The sequence below is a fragment of the Bacillus sp. LBG-1-113 genome, assembly GCF_020708615.1.
In the GTDB taxonomy this organism is placed as follows: Bacteria; Bacillota; Bacilli; order Bacillales; family Bacillaceae; genus Bacillus; species Bacillus mojavensis.
In genome coordinates, this window is record NZ_JAJFDG010000012.1 from 47,383 (window position 1) to 72,980 (window position 25,598).

Consider the following 25,598-nt stretch of genomic DNA (forward strand, 5'->3'; position numbering starts at 1 on the left):
TGCCAGCTTAACGTTTGCCGAGCCGCCCCCATTTACCGTGCCGAACATGAATCCGCCTATCTTTTAAAAAAACAGATCGTAAATTACTCCTGATTTAGAAGCTGGTATATTTTATTGTTCACTTGTCCAAGTTTAGCGTTATTTTGAATGTTTGACAACAAAACAACAACGGTTTGTCCGGATTTGCTGAAGCTGTTCAATACGTTAAAGCCAGGCATGACTCCGTGGTTTGAGTAGCTCCCGGGAGCAACATAAAACCCCATTCCGTATGTGGAACTGCTCCCTGGTGTGAACATTTTTTCATAGCTTTCTTGTGAGTAAAGCTTGCCGTCTATCAACGCTTTGTCAAATTTGTACATATCTGTAGCACTCATATATATATCGCCTGCTCCATACATCTGAGATAAATCGAGCATATACGGTGTAATGGCTCTGCTGCCTTCCAGCTTATAGCCGACAGCTGGATAAGGCTGCTTATCATATGTCTTGTAAAAACCCGAATGCGTCATCCCCGCCGGCTTAAAAATATGATTCTTTATGTATTGTTCATAAGACTCGCCGCTCACTTCAGCAACAAGATAAGCGAGAACTGAATAGTTAGAATCCTGATAGTCCCACATTCCAGGCTGACGTTTGATTCCTTGCTGTTCGATGTCTTTTATTAAGTCATCAGGAGTGATCGCGCCATTCCCTTCAACATGTCCGTTTATTCCCGATGTATGAGTAAGCAGATTCTTTAATGTAATATTCTTTCCGTTGGGAAAATGGGGTAAATACGTGCTGACCGGATCACTTGTCTGGAGTTTTCCTTTTTCCTCAAGCTGCAGAATAGCGGTTGCTATTAGCGCTTTTTGTGATGATCCGATATAAAAAGTTGTCGCAGGATTATTTTTTATGTGATGCTTGCGGTCCGCATAGCCAAAACCTTTATTTAATTCGACTTCTCCGTTTCTGACGATCATGGCTGTCCCGCTGAAGCCAATCTCTTTTAAATAACTGCTGATTTTTGGATTGCGGTCCACTGTTTTGATTTGTTCCTCTGTTTTTTTGGCTTTGTTTTTCTTCTGATCAGCTTGCTTCTGACCGGTATCAGAAACCGCTGCAGCTTCTTGAGATGGTTCGGCTTCTTCATCCTCTCGATGAACGGCATTCCAAATCGCGAAACAAATGATTGCGGCCAACATACCAAACAAAAATTTGCCTCTTTTATTTAGTTTTCTGCGTCTGCGCGTCGCAGTTCTTCTGCGAGTGGGGCTTGTCATCCATTTTATCCTCCCAATCTAATTTCAAATGCACACGTTTTGTTAGACGTATGAACTACTATAAAAGTTGTCAAATGAACCAATTTATTTATCATTATTTTGCAGAAAATACAAAAGAAAAAAAGGCAGAGTTTGCACTCTGCCTTTTTTATTATTTCAAATTCATTTTATTTTTATTCTTCAAATTCGAGTTCTTCCTGTGTCTCTTCCGCCTGCTGCTGTACTACTCCGTTATTATCTAAGCCGTAATGTTCACGAATTTGCTCCTGAATCATCAGCATGATATCTTTATTTTCTTTTAAGAATTGTTTGGCATTTTCACGGCCTTGGCCAAGACGCTCTTCTTCATAAGAGTACCATGAACCGCTTTTTTGCACGATATCAAGTTCAGTTCCGAGATCAATGATTTCGCCTTCTTTCGAGATACCTTCTCCGTACATAATATCAACCTCAGCTGTACGGAACGGAGGAGCTACTTTGTTTTTCACGACTTTGATTCTCGTTTTATTCCCCATAACGTCGTTGCCTTGTTTCAGCTGTTCAGCACGGCGTACTTCAAGACGAACGGAAGAGTAGAATTTCAGCGCACGGCCGCCAGGAGTCGTTTCCGGGTTTCCGAACATAACGCCGACTTTTTCACGAATTTGGTTAATGAAAATCGCGATTGTCTTCGATTTGTTGATTGCCCCTGAAAGCTTACGAAGCGCTTGAGACATTAAACGCGCCTGCAAACCGACATGTGAATCTCCCATGTCGCCTTCAATTTCCGCTTTCGGAACGAGCGCCGCTACAGAGTCGACAACGACGATGTCAACTGCACCGCTTCGAACCAATGCTTCTGCAATTTCAAGCGCCTGCTCGCCTGTATCAGGCTGAGACAGTAAAAGCTCTTCGATATTGACACCGAGTTTTTGTGCGTATACCGGGTCTAGCGCATGCTCCGCATCGATAAACGCAGCTTGTCCTCCCTGCTGCTGAACCTCAGCAATGGCATGGAGCGCCACAGTTGTTTTACCTGAGCTTTCAGGACCGTATACTTCAATAATCCGTCCGCGGGGATACCCGCCTATTCCCAGTGCCGTATCAAGAGCGAGGGAGCCGCTTGGAACAGTAGAAATTCTTGTATCTGTCTTTTCTCCCAGTTTCATAATGGAACCTTTGCCGAACTGCTTTTCTATTTGTTTAAGAGCCATATCTAAGGCTGCCTGACGATCACTCATTCTATTTTTTCCTCCTTTATGTTACCACTACATATACTATACCCTGTTTGAAGGGATTTGCCAAGAAAAAAGCGAACGCATATTCGGATTTTTTCTTGGCCTGATTTCTACCAAAATATCATAATAAGCCGGAGAAATCATGTTTTTTGAGGAGGATAGTGTGCTGAAAACATTATTTTTGCTCTAACAGTTTTAAAATTAAATGGCAGCCATATTTAGCAGCACGTTTTCTAATTCCTGTTCTGGAGCCCGCAAAGTGAAACTCGTGAACCTCTTCTTTTCCATCTGCAGAAATACCAATAAACACATGTCCAGGTGCATGGCCTTCTTGAGTATCAGGGCCGGCAACACCGGTAAAGCTAATGCCAATATCGCTTCCAGTGAGCTGCTGAACACCCTTTGCGAGCTCAGATGCGCATTGCTCGCTGACTGCGCCGAAACGGTCCAATGTTTCCTTTTTGACGCCGAGCACATTTTGCTTCACTTCGTTTGAATAGCAAACGACGCCGCCGGAAAACAACGCTGAAGCGCCGCTAAGGTCTGTCAGCCATTCAGAAAACAGCCCGCCGGTAAAGCTTTCTGCGGCAGAAAGCGTGATGCCTTTTTCCTTACATGCTTTAGATAGCTCTTTCACAAGCGATGTATCGTCGTAGCCATAGAAAAATTCACCGACACGTTCTAAAATAACGGCTTCTGTTTCTTTTAACAAACGCTCTGTTTCTTTTTCATCAGCATGTTTCGCTGTCAGGCGCAGCGTCACCTCTCCATCCGCTGCCAATGGAGCAATCGTCGGGTTCGTCTGTGCATCAATGATATCTTCTAAATCAGCTTCTAGCTGAGATTCGCCGATACCGAAGAAGCGAAGAACCGTTGACACAATTTTTTCATTTGAGCCCATCTTTTTAAGAAGAAGCGGTTTAGCCTCATTTTCAAACATCGGACGCAATTCACTCGGCGGTCCGGGAAGAAGCATATAAAAGCGTGAATCATGCTCTGTAAGCATTCCCGGCGCCATTCCAAAGTGATTTGCCAGTACGTCAGATCCTTCGATGACAAGCGCTTGTTTTCGGTTATTAGGTGACATCGTGCGTTTTGTTCGTTTGAAATAATCCTCAATGGATTGAAACGCCTCATCATTTAAAACGAGCGGGCGTCCCAGCACATTAGCTATCGTTTCTTTTGTTAAATCATCTTTTGTCGGTCCGAGCCCTCCTGAAAAAATAATTAAATCAGAGCGCTCTTCAGCAATGCGGATGACCTGCTTCAGCCGCTCCGGATTATCACCGACTGCTGTATGGTAGAATACGTTCACTCCGATTTCTGCCAGCTGTTTGCTGATAAATTGAGCATTTGTATTGGCAATCTGACCAAGCAAGAGCTCTGAACCTACTGCAATAATTTCTGCTTTTTTTGGAAATTCCATCACATATGTCCTTCTTTCTTAGTTAGATGTTTTTAGCGCTTCCCAGTTTTTAGCGAAATAGTCCCACCCAGATACAACGGTAAAGAATACGGCTACCCATAACGCCAGGTCAGCGAACGGAAATGACACAAGCTCAAACGGAAGATTGTGAAGAAGCAATGCAGATACTGCGATAATTTGAGCCCATGTTTTAATTTTACCAAGCATATTCGCAGCTACTACTTCTCCCGTTCCGGCTAATACAAGCCTTAAACCTGTTACGGCAAACTCCCGGCTGATAATCACAATGACCATCCAAGCGGGAGCAAGATCAAATTGCACAAGGATAATTAACGCTGCCGATACGAGAAGTTTGTCCGCAAGCGGATCGAGAAATTTCCCAAAGTTTGTAACAAGGTTCAGTTTGCGGGCATAATAACCATCTATCCAATCTGTCGTCGATGCAATAATAAACAAAATAGCGCCCGCTAAGTGTGTGACCGGAATGGATTCGTCTCCAAATTCGAGTCTGCCCCAGTCAAACGGCGCCAGCATGATAATCATGAAGATCGGGATTAATGCAATTCTTGCTAGTGTGATTTTATTCGGTAAGTTAAACATAAAGCCCCTCCAGTTTCATACTCGGACGTGAAGAAAAGTCATCTGGTGATTAAGATGACTTTTCTTCCTTTTTATTTACAATCTTTATTGTTTGTGCCATCACTTCTTTAGGATCAAGTTTATACGTCAGAACCTCACCGTTGACTTTTATTTTCAGGTTAGGTGCATATCCTGTGCGGATTTCAACTTGTTTCTGATCAGTTATGTCTTTTTTATACGTTTCGTCTTTTTTCAGTGTACCCTCTTTGAGAGAGCTGCTGTTTTCATCGCGCACTCGAATCCAAGAGCTGTCTGAAGCCTTCAGCTCTAGCTCGATTTTATCGGCGCCGGACACTTCATACGTTGTTACAGATCCTTCAGTGCCAGTTGCTTTCATCTCTAGTTTGTTACTGTCACTGTCTTCTTTTTTATCTTCTTTGTCTTTCGTTTCTTTTTTTGTGTCTGTCTCTTTTGCAGAGCTGTTGGTTTGATTCTCTTTCAGCGTCGAATCCTTAGGGATCTCATACTTGCTTTCACTTTTCGTGATTGATTTTTCTGATGCCGCGTTGCTATTATCATCGTTTTTATGATTCGCAAACTGAATTATAGCGTAAACAATGGCAATCACGACAATCACGCCGAGAATCACAAGTATTGTAGGCAGCAATTCCAGCGCCTTAGAAGCAGGCTTTGGCATTTCCTTCTGCATATTCATGCCGGAGATTTTTTCAGACACATCGTCATGATACGTATTCGGGATATCTTTTTTATACTCTTCAAACAATTGGTCAGCATCAAGCCCGACGGCTTCCGCATATTGTTTGATGAAAGCCCGGACATAAAACTTACCCGGAATAATGTCATAATTTCCTTCCTCCAAGGCGGTTAAATACCTTTTTTGAATCTTAGTTGCCGCTTGGAGATCATCCAATGACATTGCTTTTTCCTCTCTGGCTTCTTTCAGCCGGATTCCTAGTTCAGTCACAACAAACACCTTCCAATTTTAAAAATCAAAGCTTGAAAACCCGGATTGATCAAACATTTGGGGTTCTTCAGCATGTTCATATGTAATAACCTCATCAGGATCATTTCTCAGTTCAATAATATAATCAAAGTCATCTAGTGTATACTCTGTATTTTGAACGAATATGTCCGGATGCTCCACCACTTTTGTAGCAGGCAGCCTCATGATTTCCCTCACCAGCTGCAGATGGCGTTCAGACCCTCTTCTTGTCGACACAATCCCGTCAATGATAAAGACATTTTCAGTACTGTATTCATCGGCAATCAGCTGGCTTCTGATTGTTTGTTTCAGCAAGGTAGATGACACAAACAGCCACCTTTTGCTGGCGCATACGCTGGAAGCTACAATTGACTCCGTTTTCCCGACGCGCGGCATTCCCCGGATTCCGATTAATTTGTGGCCTTCTTTTTTGAACAGTTCGGCCATAAAATCGACTAATAGGCCCAGCTCGTCCCGTTCAAAGCGGAATGTTTTCTTATCATCGGCATCCCTCTGGATGTACCGGCCGTGTCGCACGGCGAGACGGTCGCGAAGCCTTGGTTCCCTCAGCTTCGTTACTTTAATTGTTTCCATCGTTTTTAAGATTGATTCTAATCGTTTAATTTGATCTATATGGCGGCACCTGAGCAGCATTCCCCTTCTGGAAAGATCGACGCCGTTTATCGTTACGATGTTAATAGAAAGCATCCCGAGAAGAGATGAAATATCCCCGAGCAGTCCGGGACGGTTCACTTGAATTTCATATTCAAAATACCATTCGAGCTTTGCCAAATGATATACCCCCTTCATTGTGGCAAATTTTTACCTTCCTTTATCATAAAGCATTTTTCTCTAATTAGAAAGAAGAATGTTGCTGTGATGAGGAAAACATAAAAAAGAGAGGAAGAATCTCCTCTCTTCTTAATGAGTGCTGTTATTTTCAACAAGCTTAACCATCATATTGGCAATGGCATGCTGTTCTTCTTTAGATGCTACGCTCCAAAGATCTGCCAGCACTTTTTCCTGCTCGTTCTTAGAATCCACTTCATTAGCCAGGTAACCGCCGATTTCTGTAGCAAGGTCAGTGATGGTGTCCTGACTCATGCCTTTATCTTGCGCATAGTTCAAACGATCACCAAGGAAATTCTTCCAACTATCCCAGTTTTCTAATACTGACATGTGAGTTTCCTCCATTTCATGTGAAGTTACAAAATTATTTTGTCCTTCTTAAAAGAAACTATACACATTTTATTTTGCATCAACAGTGCCAGCCCCCGTTAACAGACAGAATCTGTCCAGTAATATAGGAAGCTTTTTCAGACAGGAGAAATGCTACCGCCTCGGCAATTTCTTTTGGCTGTGCAAGCCGGCCGATCGGGATCTCATCAGCGATCTCTTCCAATTCATCCGGACTGAATTGATTCATCATGTTTGTATCTACAGCACCCGGCGCTACTGCGTTGACCCTGATACCGCTTGGAGCCAGCTCCTTAGCCAGTCCTTTTACAAACGAGTGCTGTGCTCCCTTTGCCATGCTGTACAGCACCTCACACGATGCGCCAGTCTCTCCCCAAATAGAGCTGACTGCCACAATCGCTCCCGTTTTGTTCCGAATCATGCCTGGAAGAAGGTTTCTCGTCAGCATGTAAGGACTTGCCACATGCAGCTGAACCATTTCCTGTACCGTAGCATTATCTACATCAGTAATCAGCCCGAAATGGCTTCTGCCGCTGTTTAAAACGATCGCATCCACCGGCTGAACAATTGCTTTTGTTAGTTCATCAGCGCCAGTGGGAGTGGAGAGATCTCCTTGCAAAATATCAGCATCTATGCCAAACGCCCGTTTCAGTTTTTCAGCAAGCTCTGCTGCCGCGTCTTCATTCTGATTGTAGTGCAAAAGCAGATCATACCCCTCTGCTGCAAGCGATTCACTTATGCTTTTGCCAATACCGCCGCTCGCCCCGGTGACTAATGCTGTTTTTTTCATCCTCTTTCCTTCTTTCCGCAGAAAAACACCCCTCACATTGGAGGGATGCATGTTAAGATTTAGGAACCACTTTGCAGACAGTCAGTCTGTCCTCAGCAATTTCCTCTTGTATGATTTGCTGCACATCCTCAAGGGTGATCTGCTCAAGAACAGTTACGATATCAAACAGGCTCATCTCCAAAAATGCATAGCGAGTGAATTGGTTAGCGATGTATTCAGGTGAGTTTAATGCCTTTAAAAATGACCCGATTTTTTTCTTTCTGGCAAGTTCAATCTTCTCAGCGGTGATGATTTCACCGGCACGAAGCAGATTGCTTGAAATGTCTTCAGCCAATTTATCCGGTTCAGGCGTGTCCCCACCGATGGCCGCAAAACCAAACCCATATTCAGCCGTAAAATCAAAGCTGAACGTTTCATCTATATACCCTTTTTCATAAAGGGATTCATATTGGGCAGAGCTTTTGCCGAACAAAGATTCCAGCAATAGGTTCATTGCAAGTTCATGCTTGAGCAGCTCTTTCCCTAATTTATACGGATGCTTTGATTTCAGTCCGACGAGACATTTCGGTCCCTGAACATTCATTTTAATTTCTTTTTCTTTCCGGAAAACAGCTTCTTGCTCTTTTACTTCTTCCCGTTTAATTTCCGGCTGGTCTGTATACGGTTTTCTTCCCTGATTTTCTCTTACCTGAGAAATGATCGCTTCAGGATCAACAGGGCCGACTATAAAGAGGAGCATGTTGCTCGGATGGTAAAACGTCTCATAACATTCATAAAGAAGGTCCTTAGTGATATGGGATATACTTTCTACCGTTCCGGCTATATCAATTTTGACAGGATGATCTTTGTACATGTTTTCAATCACCCCGAAGTACAGCCTCCAGTCAGGATTATCATCATACATGTTAATTTCCTGGCCGATAATCCCTTTTTCCTTTTCTACTGTTTTTTCTGTAAAATAAGGGTCCTGCACAAAATCAATCAGTGTTTCCAAATTGCGTTCCACGTTTGACGTGCTCGAGAAAAGATAAGCCGTTCTTGTAAATGACGTAAACGCATTGGCAGAGGCGCCCTGTTTGCTGAAATCTTGAAAAACATCTCCATCAGCTTTTTCAAACAGCTTATGTTCAAGAAAATGGGCAATCCCGTCGGGGACATGAACCATCTCGTCTTTTCCAAGAGGGACAAACTGATTATCGATAGACCCGTACTTTGTTGTGAATACCGCATACGTCTTGTTGAAGCCTTTTTTCGGCAAAACGTATACGTCTAGGCCGTTTGACATTTTTTCATGATACAGCGTCTCCTGAAGCTGTTCAAATTCGATTGGTTTTATCAAGATGCACCCTCCGTCCCTTTTAAGAAGTAAGTCGTATCAAGCTGAATTTTTTCGCCGACTTTAATGATATCCTCTTTTGTCACCCGCTCAATATTGGCAAGGAAATCTTCGATCGGAATATCGACTTGGGCAGCGGCCTGCTGATATAAAAATTCAGATAAACCATACGCAGTATCAATGGTTTCCAGCACCTGATTCCGAATCATGGCTTTCGTCTGAGAGATGTCTTCCTCACTGAACTCCCCGTTTTTCATAGCCTGAAATTGCTCGGCAATAATAGAAACGGCTTGTTTGTAGTTTTTTACTTCTATTCCTGACATCACCATTAATAAGCCTTTAAAGCTATCGATACGGGAGGCTGCGTAATAAGCGAGACTGGCTTTTTCCCGAACATTAATGAAAAGCTTGGAATGAGAAAAGCCGCCGAACATTCCGTTAAAAACTTGTAAAGCTGAATAATCCTGATCCGTAAAAGTAATATTGGTCCGATAGCCAATATTCAGCTTGCCTTGTTTGACGTCTTCTTCATCAATGACTTCTTTAGGCTCAGGTTGTTCAGAATGGTTGTTCACAAATGTTTCCAGAGCGCGTTCCTCTGTGTGAAAATATTGATCAATAGCAGCTTGCACTTGTTTCCTGTCAACATCGCCGACGACATATAGATCAAGCTGGTCTTTTTGGATCGCGTTTCGGTATGTTTCATATAATTGATCGGCCGTAATGGCATCAACATCGTCGATCTCTCCATTAACGTGCAGCGAGTAAGGTTCATTTTTACACATTTCCTGTATAAGCCTTAGATTAGAGTAACGCATTTTATCATCATAAACCGCTTGAATTCTCTGCTTCAGCGTTCGTTTTTCTTGATCCACATATTGCGATTGAAAAACGCCTGCTTCTAAAGCAGGTGAAAAGACGATTTCTGCGAGAAGCTGGAGCCCTTTTTCAAGGAGAGGCGTCTGATCTTTTAAATATTTTTCATTCGGAATTTCAAGTCTGAATGTAATCACATGCTGTTCACCTTTTTTCGAGAGATCAGCCGAAACAGACGTGCCGTACAGTTCATCCAGATAAGAACGTAAATCTGCAGTTTTCGGACGGCTTTCTGTTCCGCGAAGCAGCACATGCGGGAACAGCGCTCTTTTCGTAACTTGCTCCTTTGTTAAGGGCGCCAGCATTTTAAAGATAAGCGAGACGGTTTTAAATTTTTCTGTTTCTACAATATGTGCGGTTAAACCGCCGTGCTTTGTTTTGACTTCATTGACATATGACATGTGAAACCTCCTTCGTTCATTTCTTATTAGTATGTATTATGACCAAATTTCAGCATTCGCAGAAACACTCTTTCATGTAATTATAGCAACTGTAGGATTTATAAGGAAACAATAACCTCTTGCGTATTAATTGTTCTTCCGCTGTTTATGCTGTCATGATCCTTGTTGCCTCTTCATGCTTTTACGAAATGCGAATCAATTACTTGTCTTACACAAGTTTTCTGCCGATTTTTCTCAGCAAAAAAAGACGGTTTGTCAAACCGTCCCTAAGTTTTTTTCTTCTTCACTTTTTTTAGCATCTACATTAAAGAGCACCAGAAATAAAGAAATAATCCCGCAAAACGCAGAGAGAATGAAGATAAGCCAGCTTGCATTAGACATCAATGCCGCAAACACAGGCGGCCCGAGAGCTACTCCAATAAAGCGCATACTATTGTAAAATGAAGAAATTGTTCCGCATTCCTCACTTTCAATCCCTTCCGTTATCAGCGCATCTAAAGCAGGAAGCGCCATTCCGATTCCAATTCCCCCAAAACTTAAAAAGATAAACAAAAAATAAAAACTGTGGTTCCACCACAAGCCGATAAAAGACAGGCTTAACATAATCATCCCTGTAACGACGCAAAATTTCATTCTTCCCTTATCTTTGCCGATCTTTTTACCCGCTATAAAAGAACTGCTGGACAGGAATAAAAGAGGTATCGCCAGCAGCCCGCCTTTGGCCACTCCGTCAATTGTATATTTATTCTCTAGCGTATCTGATAAGTAAAATAATACGCCAAATAATAAAAACATAATGACGCATCCAATAATAAAAACTGTGTAGAGCCAGCGTCCATCCTGTTTAAAGATTTTCCGCACATTCTTGAGGAACTCTGAAATTGTAGGTGCATCCTCATCTTCTTCAGGCTTCTCCACCAAAAACAATACAAGCAAAAAGCTGATCAAACAGAAAAACGGAATAAACCAAAACGGGACGAACCAGTACCAGGATGCAAGTAAAGCGCCCAGTATGGGACTCAGCACTTTCCCCGAGGTGTTAGCGGTTTCAATATCGCCAAGACCGGCACTGACCTTTTCATCATCTCCCTTAAACAGATCGCCGATAAACGGCATGACGATGGGTGCTGCCCCTGCTGATCCGATGCCTTGAAGAACCCGTCCAGCCAAGATCATAGCATAAGGATTGTCTATATATGTCGAAGCAAAAGCAGCCACAGCTCCCCCTATTCCCGCAATAAGAAGGCATGGGAGCAGCACTTTTTTTCTGCCAAATCTATCCGACAGGTACCCCGCGATCGGAATGCAAATGATCGCTACCACCGAATATACAGTGATAATTAATGATACTTGAAATGAATTGACCGACAGCTTTTTCTCCATCATCGGAAGCACGGGAATCAGCATGGAGTTCCCTAATGTCATAACAAGCGGTACGGAAGCCAGAGCAATAATATTTTTCATTCCTATTTTTTCTTTCAACATTTTCACCCATTCACTTTGTCATCCTTTATATCTTGCGTTAACCGCATTGAAAGTATGTACAAAGAAACATAAACCAGGCAATAAAAAAACAGACACATCACAGGCGTCTGTTTTAGAATCGTTTACGCAAAACATGGAATCTGAATTTGTCTGCTCTGAAATAATTTAATGAATAAAGCACCGGTTTATCATGCTGATCATAATGCGTTTGTTTTAACAGTAAAAGAGCTGTTTCCGGATCACATTCCAGCACTGGAGAAATCGTATCATGATAGCCAATCGGCTCAATATCGGTTACGGCATAGCTGATGACAGAGCCTGAATTTTTCTCAAGCAGGTCAAACATAGACTCTTGCTGGTGAGAAAAAGAATCCGGCAATATATCCATCGGAATTTTGTCAATACAATACACAATCGGCTGTCCGTTTGCCGTTCTGACACGTTCAAGATAAAAAACTTCCTGGCCTGATGTCAGATGAAATCTCTTGATATCATCATCAGTCGGCATAAGCACTTGAGATGAAAGAAAGATTGTTCCTGGGATCATATTAGCCTGTTCAATCATTTTGGTTACACTGTTCAGCTGTTCAATGCCCGAAAGAAATAACGGCTTAGAATGGACAAAAGTTCCTACACCATGCCTTCTGATAATCACATGCTCTTCTTCCAATATCCGTAGTGCTTCACGCAAAGTCGCCCGGCTGACGCCAAGCTTTTTGGAAAGCTCAAATTCAGAAGGGAGCTTTTCTTTCTCAGTGTAGATTCCATTTTTAATATCCTCTTTAATTCGTTCAATTACTTTTAAATACAAGTGCCGATTATCAGCTTTTGTAGACATGTTTCCCCTCCGTAAACCACCTTCGATAAAAATTATTGAACAATTGGGACAACTATATCATGTTTTGTCGAAAAAATAAACAGCAAGGTGTACAGTTTACATAATGTTATTATTGTTACCGAGCTCTCTTTCTCTAAGAAGAGAGCTCATCATGTTTTTCTTTTGATATTAAGACTTCCCTTGGTTTGCTGCCTTCATACGGGCCAACTACACCGCGTTCTTCCATTGCATCTATCAGACGTGCCGCTCTTGTATACCCGATTCTGAACCGTCTTTGCAGCATCGATACGGATGCAGTCTGCATGCCGACAATTAATTCGACGGCTTCATCATAAAGGTCATCGGTAACCTCAGTATGTGTTTCCGTTATTTCCTCAGGAATCATTTCTTCCTGATATTGAGCTTTTTGCTGCGTAATGACATGATCCACGACCTGCTCCACTTCTTCGTCTGACAAAAATGCTCCTTGTACGCGGACAGGTTTATTAGCCCCTACAGGTAAAAACAGCATATCTCCGCGTCCCAGAAGCTTCTCAGCGCCCCCCATATCCAGAATGGTCCTTGAATCCGTCTGTGAAGAGACACTGAATGCGATTCGTGACGGAATATTTGCCTTGATGACCCCTGTAATGACGTCAACTGACGGACGCTGTGTCGCAATAATTAGATGGATGCCGGCAGCCCGCGCCATTTGGGACAATCTCGTAATCGAGTCTTCTACATCAGATGAAGCTACCATCATAAGATCAGCTAGCTCGTCCACAATAACCACGATATACGGCAGCTCTGGCTGTTTTGCCTCTCCCTCATTATTGGAGCGTTTAATATAATCATTGTACCCTTCAATATTTCTAGTTCCTGTATGAGAAAACAGTTCGTACCGCCGTTCCATTTCATTGACAACCTTTTTCAAAGCTTGTGAAGCTTTTTTCGGATCAGTTACCACCGGAGCAAGCAAATGCGGAATTCCATTGTACACATTCAGCTCAACCATTTTTGGGTCAATCATCATCATTTTCACTTCATGCGGTTTAGCGCGCATCAAAATACTTGTGATAATGCCGTTGACACAGACACTTTTTCCGCTCCCGGTCGCGCCTGCAACAAGCAAATGAGGCATTTTGTTTAATTCAGCAAGCACGGCTTCGCCCGAAATATTACGGCCAAGTCCGATTAACAGTTTAGCATCAGGTCGGTCATTAAGTTTTGACTCAAGCACTTCCTTCAGCGATACCATAGCCACTTCCGCGTTTGGAACTTCTATCCCAATGGCAGATTTCCCTGGAATAGGCGCCTCAATCCTGATGTCTTTTGCAGCTAACGCAAGCGCTAAATCATCACTTAGGTTGACTATTTTACTGACCTTTACCCCAACATCCGGATACACTTCATATTTCGTGACAGCTGGCCCGAGATGAACCTGTGTCACTTTTGCCTTTACGCCGAAGCTTTGGAAGGTGCGTTCGAGCTTTCTCGCATTCTCATAAATATTTTTTTTATCAGCCTGCTGGCCGGTATGCATCGGATCGGCTAATAAATCTAATGACGGCATCTGATAATCTTTATTTTCAAGTTCTGTAAAGGTCATTGGCGGAGCAACTGCCGTTTCATTATGGTCAGCCTCGGACTGATTTTCCTGAAGCGGTTCTGTGACCGGTTCAATTTGTTTTTCTGCAGCTGCCGGGGCCTCTTCCGATTCATTCCGGTCTGAAAAGCTTGAGATAATCGGCTCTGAATGAATGAGAGGCGATACCATCTCCTGCTCCTCTTCTTCAGCAGCGGGCTCTGGCTCCATTTGCTGTTTTCTGCGAGCCGGCTTTTGTTTTTTGCTGGTATTGGCTTTCGCCTTTTTCGATGATTTCATATTTGTTTTGACTGATTTCATGTCATCAATAAAAGCAAACCATTGTTCTTTGATGAAACGGCCGATCGGGCTCATCCACTTTTTCAGCGTTTCTTGAAGAGAGCGCCCTGTGACCAGAATCAATCCGATCAAAATCATTACAATCGCCATAATTTGAGAACCAGTAGATGCAAACAAAAAGTGTGAAGCCGCAAACAGAAGCGCCCCGATCATCCCCCCGCCTAAATCAGGTGAAGCAGAGCTCCCATTCATGTCCATTAAAAATAATTCCCATGTATTGCGGATCACGCTGGCAGACTCAATAGACCCTCTGTTCGTCAAATTTTTAAACAGCTGCACATGAGAAAGCAGCAATATGCTTGCAATGATGCAGTACAGCCCCGCCTTTCGTCTCGTTAAAAGACTCGGCGTTTTTTTCTTCCAAAATAGTGAAACCCCTAAAACAAATAAGCCTAACAAGCATAAAATAAACCACTCACCAGCGAAAAAACGGAACAAGTAGATAAAGGTTTGTCCCACTACACCAAGCTGCAAAATGGCGATAATTGAGATAGCAATGCACAGCAATCCGTTTAATTCGTATTTTATGTTGAGCTGTTTTGCCTGTTTTTTTCTCGATTTTCTTTTTTTCTTTGCCACACTCATCACCTTACTGCGTTAAAAAATGTAAGTTCATACATAATGAAGAAAGCAGCCGTTAACTGGCTGCATTTTTTCTGTAGGATTCCCCTATTATAGCATATTTTGCCCTTAAAAAAGGGGAGGAATCTTATACGTTTAATTTTAGCTTTTGTCCCGGAGAAATATCCGGATGCAGAAAGTGCATGGGGTTTGTACTCATGACTTGTATAACCTCTGCTTCATTGCCTTTCATCTCGACAAGAAGCGGAACACCCCTATACTCGATTTGCTCGTGAGCACTTGGCTGTTGGTTCTGTTCCGCGAAAACAATTTCCTGCGGCATCACGGTATATAAAATCATTGAATCATCCGTCCTTCTTCTTTTCTCGCTTCCTCGATCAGCTCATTTAATTTATTGATCGCTTGGCCGACTCCGCCGACGTGATCAATCAGGCCATACTCGACGGCATCCTTGCCGACGACATTTGTTCCAATATCGCGTGTTAAGTTTCCTTTTGAAAACATTAGCTCTTTAAACTTATCTTCATTTACATTTGAATGGCTTGTTACAAATTTAACGACTCTTTCTTGCATCTTATCCAAGTACTCAAAGGTTTGAGGCACACCGATCACCAGTCCCGTCAGCCGAACGGGATGAATCGTCATGGTAGCTGTTTCAGCGATATAGCTGTAATCACAAGATACCGCAATTGGCACACCGATGGAATGCCCTCCGCCAAGTACGATGGAGACGGTCGGTTTTGACAAGGATGCGAGCATTTCAGCAATAGCAAGACCTGCTTCCACATCTCCGCCGACTGTATTTAATATTATAAGCAAACCTTCAATTTTTGGATTCTGCTCAATGGCAACGATTTGCGGGATTACATGTTCATATTTTGTTGTTTTGTTTTGCGGAGGCAGCTGAACATGGCCTTCTATTTGTCCGATAATGGTCAGACAATGGATATTTGTATCTTGCGGGAGCTGCGGAAGTGTCGTTTCCCCTAGCTGCTGTATTTTATTCATAATGCTGTCTTTCGCATCATTTTTTTCAGGACGTTCTTCTTCTGTATTTTCCATACGATGATCCATTTCGCTTTCACCCTTTCCGAGTTTCTCTTTGTATTATGAACAAAGATCTTCGATTCAATCCCGGCATAATAGGCAAAAAAATAAAGACCGGAGCAGCTCCGGTCTTACGTTTCCATTAGACTTCCATAATAATTGGGATGATCATCGGTTTACGTTTTGTTTTTTCATATAGGAATTGGTTCAAAGCATCTCGCATTGCCTGCTTAAGCGTTGACCATTCAACATTTGATGTTTCAGTTGCTTCAGTCACGATAGAGCGTACAAGCTCAGTAGCCTGTACGATAAGGCCTTCAGACTCTCTTACATAAACAAACCCGCGTGTGATAATCTCAGGACCTGATACAAGATGTTTCTTTTGTTTATCAAGTGTAATGACAACAATCAGTATGCCGTCTTGTGAAAGTAAGCGGCGGTCTCTCAGCACAATATTTCCGATGTCGCCTACACCTAAACCGTCGATTAAAATATTGCCGTATGGCACTTTATCACCAATCTTTACGTTTTGGCCGCGGAACTCGACAACGTCTCCTTTTTCAATTAAGAAGATATCACTGCGCTTCATACCGATTTCTTCAGCGATTTTTGAATGAGCCTTTTGCATTCTGTATTCGCCGTTTACAGGAATTAAATATTTTGGTTTAAGCAGATTGATCATCAGCTTTAACTCTTCCTGTGAGCCGTGTCCAGATACATGCACACGCTTTTGGGCAAAAATGACTTGTGCGCCGGCTCTGGCAAGCAAATCTACTGTTTTAGAATAAATGAGTTCCTGTCCAGGGATCGGTGTGGATGCAATGACAACTGTATCCCCTTCTTCAATATTCAGCTGCTTGTGGGCTTTGTTTCCCATTCTTGTCAGAGCTGCCAACGGTTCACCATGGCTGCCGGCAGTTACAATAGCTACTTCACGCTTCGGATATTTTTTGACGTCCTGAACCGAAATAAACAGTTCATCATCTGCTTCAATATATCCAAGCTTTCTTGCCAGCTGAAGGATCGATTGAAGGTTTTTTCCGGCAACTGCAATCTTTCTGCCATTTTGAGCCGCTGCATGAATGACTTGCTGAATCCGGTTAATATTGGATGCGAAAACAGCAATGATTACCCGGTTCTCTGAATTGTAAAGCGCGTCCGAAATCTCTCCGCTGACAGCAGCTTCCGAAGGGGTGTAACCCGGACGTTCTGCATTTGCACTGTCAGAAAGCAGAGCAAGTACGCCGCTGTTGCCGATTTTGGCAATCTCGCCAATGTCGCATGATTGATTAAGTGCGGGTGTTTGGTCAAATTTGAAGTCTCCCGTGCATACAATAGATCCAAGTGATGTTTTTAAACTAACGCCTACTGAATCAGGGATACTGTGGATCGTATTAAAGAACGATACCTTTGTTGATTCAAATGTAATGACAGATTTTGAGTGAATTTCTCTTAAATCAGCTTTTCGGTTATGTCCGTATTGCTTTAATTTTTCTCTTAACAGTGCAAGCGTCAGCTTTGTTCCGTATACAGGAACAGACAGCTTGTTTAACAAGTAAAAAACGCCGCCGATATTCTCATCATGCCCATGTGTTAAAAAGATAGCCTTGACGCGGTCAGATCGTTCAATCAAATATGATATGTCAGGAATCACCACATCAATACCAAGCATTTCATTTTCTGGATGCATAAGGCCGGCATCAACGACAAATATGTCTGAATCAATTTCGATGACATAAAGGTTCTTCCCAATTTCTCCGACACCGCCAAGGGCGATAATTCTAACGTTTTCTGTATTTTTCTTTTTCAAAATCTATATCCTCCTAGTCTCATACCCGTCCATCATCACTTGTTCCTATTATAACTGAAAGTAATTTTAGAAAACAAGATAAAGCAGAAGGTTTAGGGAAAACCAATATGTATAAGAAACGGTCAAACTCAGGTGGAATGAGAATGACCGCGTTTGTTTCACTGTATGAAATTTTTCTTACAGTTCGCTGATCGCGCTGCTTAAGCTCAGACGTTCATCTTCGTTTAACGGGATAAGAGGAAGACGCACTGAACCGACATCAAGGCCTTTCAGCTGAAGAGCTGTTTTCACAGGAGCCGGGTTAGGCGCTTTAAACAGTTCCTTCATAATCGGCAGGAGTTTCTGGTGAATCAGTGCCGCGTTAGCTGTTTGCCCATTTGTATAATTTTTGATCATTTGCTGCATATCAGAGCCTACGATATGGCTTGCGACTGAAACGACACCTCTTCCTCCTACTGACAGAACAGGAAGCGTCAAGGCGTCATCTCCAGAATAAACGGAGAAATCTTCAGGCGTTTCCGCAACAATTTTTGTAATCGCTTCGAGGTCTCCGCTCGCTTCTTTAATCGCAACAACATTCGGAACATCTGCCGCCAAACGGATAGTCGTCTCAGGAGCAAGAGAAGCAACGGTGCGGCCCGGCACATTGTACAGCATAACTGGAAGAGACGTTTCAGAAGCAACAGCTTTAAAATGCTGGTACATGCCTTCTTGTGAAGGTTTATTATAATACGGTGTAACGAGCATGACCGCGTCTACGCCCGCTTCCTCAGCTTTTTTTGTGAGCTTAATGGAATCTTTCGTGTTGTTGCTTCCAGTACCCGCAATAACGGGCACCCGGCCGTTCACTTCTTTGACCGTATATTCAAATAACGCTATTTTTTCTTCTGTTGAAAGGGTTGGAGATTCTCCTGTCGTTCCCGCTACTACTAAAGAATCTGTTCCGTTTTTCAACAAGTAGTCAATCAGTGTAGACAATTTTTGAAAGTCTACATTCCCTTTATTGTCAAAAGGTGTAATCATAGCTGTAGACACATTTCCGAAATTCATTTTTTTCACCTCATCATGATTCAATCACATTTACTTAGAAAGTTCAAACACTTCATGCAAAGCGTTTACAGCAGGAACCATGTCCTTTTCATGGACAAGCACCCAGATGGTCGTGTGGCTGTCCGCCGACTGCAGAATAGGAATCTCTTTCTCTGATAGGGCTGTCACAATTTTAGACGTTACACCCGGGACGCCCATGATACCGGCACCGACTGCCGAAACTTTTGCGCAGTCTCTCGTCACCATCGGGTCATAGCCCATATCCATTAAGATGCGCTGAGCTGTTTCCGTCTTGTTCCCAGCCACCGTATAAACAATTTCACTAGGTGTAATGTTAAAGAAATCAACGCTGATTCCTGCATTCGCCATCGCTTTAAAAACTTCAGTCTGAACGTTATACTGACCGAGTTTTGAAGGCACTTTGAACTGTGTGACATCTTTGACATGGGCAATTCCCGTAATCAACCGTTCAAAAACATCACTGCCGACATTGGAAGAATGATGTGAAGTCACCAATGTGCCTTTATCTTTAGAATATGTTGAGCGGACGCGGATCGGAACCTTAGCCTGCATCGCAATTTCCACAGCTCGCGGATGAATCACTTTCGCACCCTGGTACGCCAAATTGCAGATTTCCGTATATGTTACCACAGGAAGCGGTTTCGCGTTTTCCACTACTCTCGGATCTGCAGTCATCACACCTTCAACATCTGTGAAAATATCGATATATTCAGCGTCAATTGCCGCCCCAAGTGCGGCTGCAGACGTATCGCTGCCCCCTCTTCCGATCGTTGTTGTATCGCCCTTTTCAGTAGCGCCTTGGAATCCTGCGACGACTACCGCGTCATGATTCGCAAGCACACTGAACAAACGCTCAGGCTTCATTTCAAGGATTTTTGCATTTGTATGCTGGTCATTTGTTAAGAAGCCGGCCTGAGCCCCAGTCAGCGCAGATGCTTTTACACCGTTATCCAGCAGCATGCTCGTAAAGACGACAGAAGAAATCGTCTCTCCGCATGATAAAAGCAAATCCTGCTCTCTTGGGGAAATCGCAGACTGATCGCCGTAAAGCAGTCCCAACAGAGAGTCAGTTGCGTACGGATCACCCTTCCTGCCCATCGCAGAAACGACAACGACAACCTTATATCCTTCACTGATTGCTTCTTTAATGTGCTCTAAAGCCAGTTTACGGCCTTTGTCATCCTTTACAGATGTCCCGCCAAACTTTTGAACAATTATCTTCACTGTTTTCACTCCAAATTATTCGGACGTAACAGAAGAGAGCAGGCGGTTTGCGCCTTACTCTCTTCTATTCGCACTTGGGAAATTCTCTCTTTTATACGAGGTTTAGTTTTTTCAGGCTTTCTGCAATTTGAACAGAGTTCCATGCGGCGCCTTTTAATAGGTTATCAGAAACAACCCATAAATGAAAACCGTTTGCTCTGTCCAAGTCTTTGCGGATGCGGCCTACAAACACATCGTTTTTGCCGACTGCATCGGCAGGCATTGGATAAAGCTGCTGGCTCGGGTCGTCCTGAAGTGTAATGCCAGGAGCTTCTTTTAATAGATTTTTAATATCTTCCACAGTAGCGTCATCTCGGTCTACCTCGATGTAAACGGACTCTGAATGGCCGGTTTCAATCGGAAGTCTCACACATGTAGCCGCTACTTGAAGCTCAGGCATGTGCATGATTTTTTTCGTTTCATTTATCATTTTCATTTCCTCAAACGTATAGCCGTTATCTTGGAATTTATCAATTTGCGGAATCGCATTGAAAGCGATTTGATAGTGTTTTTCATCACCTTTTACAGGCATAATCTCTGGTTTGATTTCTTCGTTGTTTAAAATCGCCTCTGTTTGGCTGTGCAGCTCTTTTACAGCTTCATTTCCCGCTCCTGATACCGCTTGGTAAGTTGATACGATAACTTTGTTTAAGCCGAAAGCTTTGCGGATCGGTTCCAGCGCAGCCACCATTTGAATTGTAGAGCAGTTAGGGTTGGCAATAATGCCGTTGTGTTCATGCAAGTCTGCCTCGTTAACTTCAGGCACAACAAGCGGCGTATTTTCGTCCATACGGAACGCACTTGTATTATCTATAACAATAGCTCCGCGTTTTACAGCTTCGGGTGCCAATGCCTGCGATACGCTTCCGCCGGCGCTGAACAAAGCAATATCTACTCCTTCAAAGCTCTCGGGAGAAGCTTCCTGTACAGTCAGCTCTTGGCCTCTAAATGTGACTTGGGTACCCGCAGAGCGTTTTGAAGATAGCAATGTAAGTGTATCCATTTCAAAATTTCTGTCTTCAAGTGTTTTAAGCATTTGTTGTCCTACAGCTCCTGTCGCTCCGACAACAGCTACGTGTAAACCTCTTCCCATCTGTAAAACTCCTTCCGCCAATCAGCTTCATTGAATTGATTTGACTATAATTTTACGTTTTATTTTACCATAGAATATGCGGGTGATGACCGAAATTTTTTGTTTAGGAAAGATTTTCTGTATATTTAGTCATTTCCCTGATAATTATCAACGAGAATCGGCTGAAGCTGCTGATGCATCAGGGCCTTTTCAACAGTTTGAGGAAGCAGATCCATTTTGGCAACCATTGAATTCGGTTTTTTGTATGGATCATCTTGCCCAAAAGGAATGAAGAAGATATTTTTGGTAGACATGAGCCTCATTAGGTTGGTGCCATTTAAACCGAGAGCGTCATTTGTTGAGATACCGAGAACGACCGGCCGATTGTTTCTGATTGTTGCTTTTGCAGCCATCAGTACTGGGCTGTCTGTCATGGCGTTGGCCAGCTTGCTCATCGAGTTTCCGGTTAAAGGAGCTATTACCATGCAGTCCAATGGCAGCTTTGGCCCGAGGGGTTCAGCCTTTACAATTGAATCAATTACCTCATATCCGGTAAGATCTTCAATTTTTTTAACCCATTCCGCTCCTTCTCCAAAGCGTGTATCTGTGGATTTTACGGTAAATGTGACAACCGGCCGGACTTCCGCTCCTTCATTGACTAGCGCCTCAATTTGCGGAAACACCGCTTCATATGTGCAATGCGAGCCGGTCAGTCCAAATCCGATTCTTTTCCCTTTCAGTGACGACATTTTTATTTCCCCTCCTCAGCATGTAATTCAGCCAAAAGCTTGCTCAAGACATTGGCGAGGATCTGCCCGGCTGTTTTAGGAGCGACAATCCCCGGCAAACCAGGGGCAAGGAGTGCCTTAATCCCTTGTTTTTCAGCATATTTAAAATCGGTTCCACCGGGACGTGAAGCCAGATCCAATATTAAGGTTTTCGGTGTCATGCAAGAAAGCACAGTTTGATTCAAAATCATGCTCGGGATGGTATTAATACAAATATCTATATCTTTGACATGCTCTTTGAGTTCATCAGTGTGAAACGGGACGAGCCCCATTTCGGTGATGCGCGCCAGATGCGCTGAACTTCTTGCGCCTACCTTTACATTCGCCCCAAGCGCGGCAAATGTACGGGCGATCGTCATTCCGGTACGCCCTAGCCCAAGAACAGCCACCCGAGATCCGTGTATCGTATAATCTGTGTGCTGAATGGCCAGCATAATGGTTCCTTCTACTGTCGGAATAGAATTATATATCGCAATGTCATCCCGCTCAAACAGCTTAACAAGTTTTCTGTTTGCTTGAGCTGCAATGTTTTCTAAATAGGCGTTAGAAATCCCTGAGAAAATGACACAGTGTGCAGGCGTTTGGTCGAGGTGCTCCTGTTTTAAAACAACTTCTTCATTTGAAAATACGGTTGATACGACACCTTCTCCTGTTGTTGCAGACACAGGAAGAATGATACTGTCTATTTGCTGATAAGGAATTTCATCAATGTTGCATTTTACAGCTCCGGTAAAACCGTGATCCAATTGGTCAAAACCGACGAGATAGATGTCAGTCTGCTGTTCAGTGAGCTTTCTAATAATTTCGAGCTGCCTTGCGTCACCGCCGATAACTGCAATTTTCAATCCGGTTAACATGTTAAACGTTCACCTTCTTTGTATATACTGGATCCCTAGTTGTTAAGCTCCCCTTCATCTTATGATCAAAAGGAAATAGCGGTGAATTAAAACATACGCTTTTTTCACACAAAAAAACATCAGCTGACTCAGCCGATGTTTGGATGTTTTCATGAGAGCCCATAACCTGCAGAGTTGGGCCTTTTCTATAGTTACTCTTGGTGAGGAGAAATCTCCTCAGGGACATCTAAAATGATCATATCTGATCCGATCTTTTGAATATGATTCCAGGGGACACGAATGTCTTGACCGTGTTTTCTCAAACCAAACCATTTGACTGTCGGAATGAGAAGCGCTGTGATCTGACCATCCTGTTCATTGATTTCTAAATCGGTCTGACCCAGTACTCCCAGCCGTTCAGCTCTTTTGATGTCGACAATTTCCTTCCCGGATAATTCACTGAGCCGCATCTCTGTCACCCCCTTGTACTATGTATGATCAAAAGGATAAAAAAATGCCTGCTCCGTTTTGGGGCAGGCATTTCGGTTTATGATGGCATATTGCCGGAAGGGCTGATAAGAGCCAGAGAATAGTCATTCGTAAACATTTGTCTGGCAAGACCGTTGACGCGTTCTAAGTTTACAGCGTTTAATTCATTAATAATTTCGTCTAATGTTTTGTGTTTTCCGAGCAGCAGTTCATTTTTACCGTTTCGGCTCATTTTGCTGTTCGTGCTTTCTAAGCTCAGCATCAAGCTTCCCTTCATTTGCTCCTTGCTGTTTTCCAGCTCTTTCACCGTTATGCCGTCGCGTTTTAATGTCGCAAGAGTTTCTTGAATGGTTTCTGACAGCTGCTGAAGCTGATTTGCACCTGTTCCGCCATAAATGGTGAGCATGCCGCTGTCCTCATATGAGCTGTGATAGCTGTAAACAGAATAAGCGAGCCCTTTATCTTCACGAACATCTTGGAACAGGCGGCTGCTCATGCTGCCTCCGAGCACATTATTAAGGACGATCAAATCATAAATCTTTTCATGACCGACTTCCAGCCCTTTAAAGCCTAGACATAAATGGGCTTGTTCTGTTTCTTTTTTTCTTGTGAGTTTTTCTGTATGGAATCCAGGCTTCTGAAGACCTGTCGCTTTGCCTTTTGCCTCGTATGATCCGAACCATTTTTCTACATCTTTTATAAAGCTTTCTGAAATATTACCCGCTACAGAAATAACGACACGGTCCGGCGTATAATAATCATGCATGTATTGTCTGAGAGAGTCGCCGTTAAAGGAATCAAGCGTTTCTTCTGTGCCTAGAATCGGATAGCCTAAAGAATGATTCCCGTACGTGGCTTTGCTCAGTAAATCATGGACAATATCATCGGGCGCGTCTTCGTACATTTTTATTTCTTCGTAAACCACATTTTTTTCTTTTTTCAGCTCGTTTTCATCAAAAGTTGAATGAAAAAACATATCTGCTAATACGTCAAGTGCGTAATTCGCATGCTCATCAAGCACCTTTGCATAATAGCAGGTATATTCCTTTGAGGTAAACGCATTGACCTGACCGCCAATACGATCAAAAGATTCTGCTATCTCACGTGCAGATCTTGTGCTCGTCCCTTTGAAGAACATATGCTCCAAAAAGTGGGAAATCCCATTTATCTCCGGCGTTTCGTGCCGCGAGCCTGTACCAATCCAAACGCCAATCGCAACAGAACGGACTGTCGGGTTATTTTCAAGCACAACTCTTACACCATTTTGACATGTATATCGTTTAATCAAATTTGTTCCTCCTATTCAAAGACTAGCTGCCTGCCCTGTTACTTCAACAGTCTTGTTTCATCCATTAGTTCAGTGACTGTTCCAAGCGCATATCCTTTCTCTTTTATCTTTGTAATCAGCGCTTCAAGACTTTCCGCCGTGGGATCTGTCGGATGCATTAAAATCATGGCACCATTATGTATCTTGCTTAACACCCGTGTTTGAAGTGCAGACGGAGCCGGTTTTTGCCAGTCGATTGTATCAACTGTCCACATCACAGTTCCCATATGTTTGTCAGCTGCAATGTCAACAACCGCTTTTCTGAAACTCCCGCTTGGCGGAGCGAACCATTTCGGCTTGACACCGAGCGTTTTTTCTATCTGCTCATTCGTCTTGTCGAGCTGTTCGGAAATTCTTCCTGTTGTCAGTTTGCTCATATCCGGATGATTGTATGAATGATTTCCGATTTCATGTCCTTCTTCCGCAATCTTTTTAGCCAACTGTTCATTGTGTTTCACCCAATTGCCTTCCAAAAAAAACGTTGCCTTCACTTTATGCTTTTGAAGTACAGGGAGCATTCTTTCCAAATATTCGTTTCCCCATGCCACATTAATTAAAAAAGCCACCATCGGTTTTTCAGGATTCCCTTTGTAAATAGGCTCTGGCTGAAGAGACTCAAGATGAACGCTTGGTTTTACTTGACTGTACACTAAATCGTTTTCCCGAAACTCACCGTACTTTTTCATTTTTTTATAGGATTTTTCAATATTCACCTTTAAACCATTGTAACCGGGAATGCTTTTCCACACCTTATCTATCCTTGCATTCTGAGGCTTTACTTCATAATCTGGCGCCTTTTGAAGCAATTCTTCATATAACGGGTCTTTGGACGACGAGACGGTCACCGTATCTTGTTTCATTGCCCCTATATAATCAAGTGTGTGCGGATTTTTCATCATCTCAAATGAAACAAAAAAAAGAAATAGAAAAACGGCAAACGGTACAAATTTTTTGTACATGTTTTGTCCCCCCTCACCTC

24 protein-coding genes are annotated in these 25,598 nt (G+C 43.0%); all 24 read right to left on the reverse strand.

Annotated features, from left to right (window positions below):
• Nucleotides 1-83: 83 nt before the first annotated feature.
• Nucleotides 84-1,262 (reverse strand): serine hydrolase domain-containing protein, encoded by a 1,179-nt coding sequence (locus tag LJF29_RS19480; RefSeq protein WP_229150183.1) that lies wholly within the window; start codon nt 1,260-1,262, stop codon nt 84-86.
• Nucleotides 1,263-1,435: 173 nt separating this feature from the next.
• Nucleotides 1,436-2,482, reverse strand: a complete 1,047-nt coding sequence (gene recA / locus LJF29_RS19485) for a recombinase RecA (protein ID WP_010334307.1) — start codon at nt 2,480-2,482, stop codon at nt 1,436-1,438.
• Nucleotides 2,483-2,654: 172 nt separating this feature from the next.
• Complete coding sequence (locus LJF29_RS19490) at nt 2,655-3,905, reverse strand: competence/damage-inducible protein A (protein WP_229150184.1); 1,251 nt, start codon at nt 3,903-3,905, stop codon at nt 2,655-2,657.
• Between the two features lie 18 nt (nt 3,906-3,923).
• The gene (gene pgsA, locus LJF29_RS19495) at nt 3,924-4,505 is read right to left on the reverse strand and encodes a CDP-diacylglycerol--glycerol-3-phosphate 3-phosphatidyltransferase (protein WP_010334305.1); all 582 of its coding nucleotides are present in this window, start codon (nt 4,503-4,505) and stop codon (nt 3,924-3,926) included.
• Between the two features lie 49 nt (nt 4,506-4,554).
• Nucleotides 4,555-5,469, reverse strand: coding sequence for a cell shape determination protein RodZ (gene rodZ / locus LJF29_RS19500; protein ID WP_029441275.1), 915 nt, complete (start codon nt 5,467-5,469; stop codon nt 4,555-4,557).
• Between the two features lie 18 nt (nt 5,470-5,487).
• Entirely contained in the window at nt 5,488-6,279 is a 792-nt protein-coding gene (locus LJF29_RS19505) for a DUF3388 domain-containing protein (protein WP_024121452.1), read from the reverse strand.
• 129 nt (nt 6,280-6,408) lie between these two features.
• Nucleotides 6,409-6,666, reverse strand: a complete 258-nt coding sequence (locus LJF29_RS19510; protein WP_029441274.1) for a DUF3243 domain-containing protein — start codon at nt 6,664-6,666, stop codon at nt 6,409-6,411.
• 79 nt (nt 6,667-6,745) lie between these two features.
• Complete coding sequence (ymfI, locus tag LJF29_RS19515; protein WP_168747868.1) at nt 6,746-7,474, reverse strand: elongation factor P 5-aminopentanone reductase; 729 nt, start codon at nt 7,472-7,474, stop codon at nt 6,746-6,748.
• Nucleotides 7,475-7,526: 52 nt separating this feature from the next.
• Nucleotides 7,527-8,813, reverse strand: coding sequence for an EF-P 5-aminopentanol modification-associated protein YfmH (yfmH, locus tag LJF29_RS19520; protein ID WP_229150185.1), 1,287 nt, complete (start codon nt 8,811-8,813; stop codon nt 7,527-7,529).
• Nucleotides 8,810-10,087, reverse strand: coding sequence for an EF-P 5-aminopentanol modification-associated protein YfmF (gene yfmF, locus LJF29_RS19525; protein ID WP_229150186.1), 1,278 nt, complete (start codon nt 10,085-10,087; stop codon nt 8,810-8,812). Before yfmF ends, yfmH begins: the two co-directional genes overlap by 4 nt.
• Before the next feature lie 255 nt (nt 10,088-10,342).
• Complete coding sequence (bcbE, locus tag LJF29_RS19530) at nt 10,343-11,551, reverse strand: bacillibactin exporter BcbE (protein ID WP_229150195.1); 1,209 nt, start codon at nt 11,549-11,551, stop codon at nt 10,343-10,345.
• 133 nt (nt 11,552-11,684) lie between these two features.
• Nucleotides 11,685-12,410, reverse strand: coding sequence for a GntR family transcriptional regulator (locus tag LJF29_RS19535; protein WP_010334301.1), 726 nt, complete (start codon nt 12,408-12,410; stop codon nt 11,685-11,687).
• Nucleotides 12,411-12,543: 133 nt separating this feature from the next.
• Nucleotides 12,544-14,913 carry an FtsK/SpoIIIE family DNA translocase gene (locus LJF29_RS19540; protein ID WP_229150187.1) on the reverse strand — a complete coding sequence of 790 codons (2,370 nt, stop codon included), beginning with the start codon at nt 14,911-14,913 and terminating at the stop codon, nt 12,544-12,546.
• Between the two features lie 130 nt (nt 14,914-15,043).
• Entirely contained in the window at nt 15,044-15,256 is a 213-nt protein-coding gene (gene tepJ, locus LJF29_RS19545) for a TepA modulator TepJ (protein ID WP_029441271.1), read from the reverse strand.
• Nucleotides 15,253-15,990 carry a translocation-enhancing protein TepA gene (gene tepA, locus LJF29_RS19550; protein ID WP_229150188.1) on the reverse strand — a complete coding sequence of 246 codons (738 nt, stop codon included), beginning with the start codon at nt 15,988-15,990 and terminating at the stop codon, nt 15,253-15,255. The genes tepJ and tepA overlap by 4 nt, the downstream gene beginning before the upstream one ends.
• Nucleotides 15,991-16,105: 115 nt before the next feature.
• Nucleotides 16,106-17,773, reverse strand: coding sequence for a ribonuclease J2 (gene rnjB, locus LJF29_RS19555; protein ID WP_010334297.1), 1,668 nt, complete (start codon nt 17,771-17,773; stop codon nt 16,106-16,108).
• A 177-nt stretch (nt 17,774-17,950) separates the two neighbouring features.
• Entirely contained in the window at nt 17,951-18,823 is an 873-nt protein-coding gene (dapA, locus tag LJF29_RS19560; RefSeq protein WP_010334296.1) for a 4-hydroxy-tetrahydrodipicolinate synthase, read from the reverse strand.
• A 30-nt stretch (nt 18,824-18,853) separates the two neighbouring features.
• Nucleotides 18,854-20,068: an aspartate kinase gene (dapG, locus tag LJF29_RS19565; protein WP_010334295.1), complete on the reverse strand. Its 1,215-nt coding sequence runs from the start codon at nt 20,066-20,068 to the stop codon at nt 18,854-18,856.
• A gap of 91 nt (nt 20,069-20,159) precedes the next feature.
• Complete coding sequence (asd, locus tag LJF29_RS19570) at nt 20,160-21,200, reverse strand: aspartate-semialdehyde dehydrogenase (RefSeq protein WP_229150189.1); 1,041 nt, start codon at nt 21,198-21,200, stop codon at nt 20,160-20,162.
• Nucleotides 21,201-21,325: 125 nt separating this feature from the next.
• A complete protein-coding gene (gene dpaB, locus LJF29_RS19575; RefSeq protein ID WP_029441269.1) occupies nt 21,326-21,928 on the reverse strand; it encodes a dipicolinate synthase subunit B in 603 nt (200 codons plus the stop codon).
• Nucleotides 21,929-21,930: 2 nt separating this feature from the next.
• On the reverse strand, nt 21,931-22,824 hold the full coding sequence (gene dpaA, locus LJF29_RS19580) for a dipicolinic acid synthetase subunit A (RefSeq protein ID WP_229150190.1): 894 nt from the start codon (nt 22,822-22,824) through the stop codon (nt 21,931-21,933).
• Nucleotides 22,825-23,015: 191 nt separating this feature from the next.
• Entirely contained in the window at nt 23,016-23,273 is a 258-nt protein-coding gene (locus tag LJF29_RS19585) for a YlmC/YmxH family sporulation protein (protein WP_010334291.1), read from the reverse strand.
• 77 nt (nt 23,274-23,350) lie between these two features.
• Entirely contained in the window at nt 23,351-24,580 is a 1,230-nt protein-coding gene (locus LJF29_RS19590) for a M16 family metallopeptidase (protein ID WP_010334290.1), read from the reverse strand.
• Nucleotides 24,581-24,618: 38 nt separating this feature from the next.
• On the reverse strand, nt 24,619-25,578 hold the full coding sequence (locus LJF29_RS19595; protein ID WP_229150191.1) for a polysaccharide deacetylase family protein: 960 nt from the start codon (nt 25,576-25,578) through the stop codon (nt 24,619-24,621).
• Nucleotides 25,579-25,598 lie beyond the last annotated feature (20 nt).

Excerpts from the sequence above, each read along its gene's own strand:
- ymfI (WP_168747868.1), bottom strand. The coding sequence starts at position 7,474 with ATGAAAAAAACAGCATTAGTCACCGGGGCGAGCGGCGGTATTGGCAAA.
- LJF29_RS19480 (WP_229150183.1), bottom strand. The coding sequence starts at position 1,262 with ATGACAAGCCCCACTCGCAGAAGAACTGCGACGCGCAGACGCAGAAAA.
- pgsA (WP_010334305.1), bottom strand. The coding sequence starts at position 4,505 with ATGTTTAACTTACCGAATAAAATCACACTAGCAAGAATTGCATTAATC.
- LJF29_RS19535 (WP_010334301.1), bottom strand. The coding sequence starts at position 12,410 with ATGTCTACAAAAGCTGATAATCGGCACTTGTATTTAAAAGTAATTGAA.
- LJF29_RS19510 (WP_029441274.1), bottom strand. The coding sequence starts at position 6,666 with ATGTCAGTATTAGAAAACTGGGATAGTTGGAAGAATTTCCTTGGTGAT.
- LJF29_RS19595 (WP_229150191.1), bottom strand. The coding sequence starts at position 25,578 with ATGTACAAAAAATTTGTACCGTTTGCCGTTTTTCTATTTCTTTTTTTT.
- yfmF (WP_229150186.1), bottom strand. The coding sequence starts at position 10,087 with ATGTCATATGTCAATGAAGTCAAAACAAAGCACGGCGGTTTAACCGCA.
- dpaA (WP_229150190.1), bottom strand. The coding sequence starts at position 22,824 with ATGTTAACCGGATTGAAAATTGCAGTTATCGGCGGTGACGCAAGGCAG.
- bcbE (WP_229150195.1), bottom strand. The coding sequence starts at position 11,551 with ATGAAAAATATTATTGCTCTGGCTTCCGTACCGCTTGTTATGACATTA.
- tepA (WP_229150188.1), bottom strand. The coding sequence starts at position 15,990 with ATGGATCATCGTATGGAAAATACAGAAGAAGAACGTCCTGAAAAAAAT.
- recA (WP_010334307.1), bottom strand. The coding sequence starts at position 2,482 with ATGAGTGATCGTCAGGCAGCCTTAGATATGGCTCTTAAACAAATAGAA.
- asd (WP_229150189.1), bottom strand. The coding sequence starts at position 21,200 with ATGGGAAGAGGTTTACACGTAGCTGTTGTCGGAGCGACAGGAGCTGTA.
- LJF29_RS19490 (WP_229150184.1), bottom strand. The coding sequence starts at position 3,905 with ATGGAATTTCCAAAAAAAGCAGAAATTATTGCAGTAGGTTCAGAGCTC.
- dpaB (WP_029441269.1), bottom strand. The coding sequence starts at position 21,928 with ATGTCGTCACTGAAAGGGAAAAGAATCGGATTTGGACTGACCGGCTCG.
- LJF29_RS19585 (WP_010334291.1), bottom strand. The coding sequence starts at position 23,273 with ATGCGGCTCAGTGAATTATCCGGGAAGGAAATTGTCGACATCAAAAGA.
- dapA (WP_010334296.1), bottom strand. The coding sequence starts at position 18,823 with ATGAATTTCGGAAATGTGTCTACAGCTATGATTACACCTTTTGACAAT.
- tepJ (WP_029441271.1), bottom strand. The coding sequence starts at position 15,256 with ATGATTTTATATACCGTGATGCCGCAGGAAATTGTTTTCGCGGAACAG.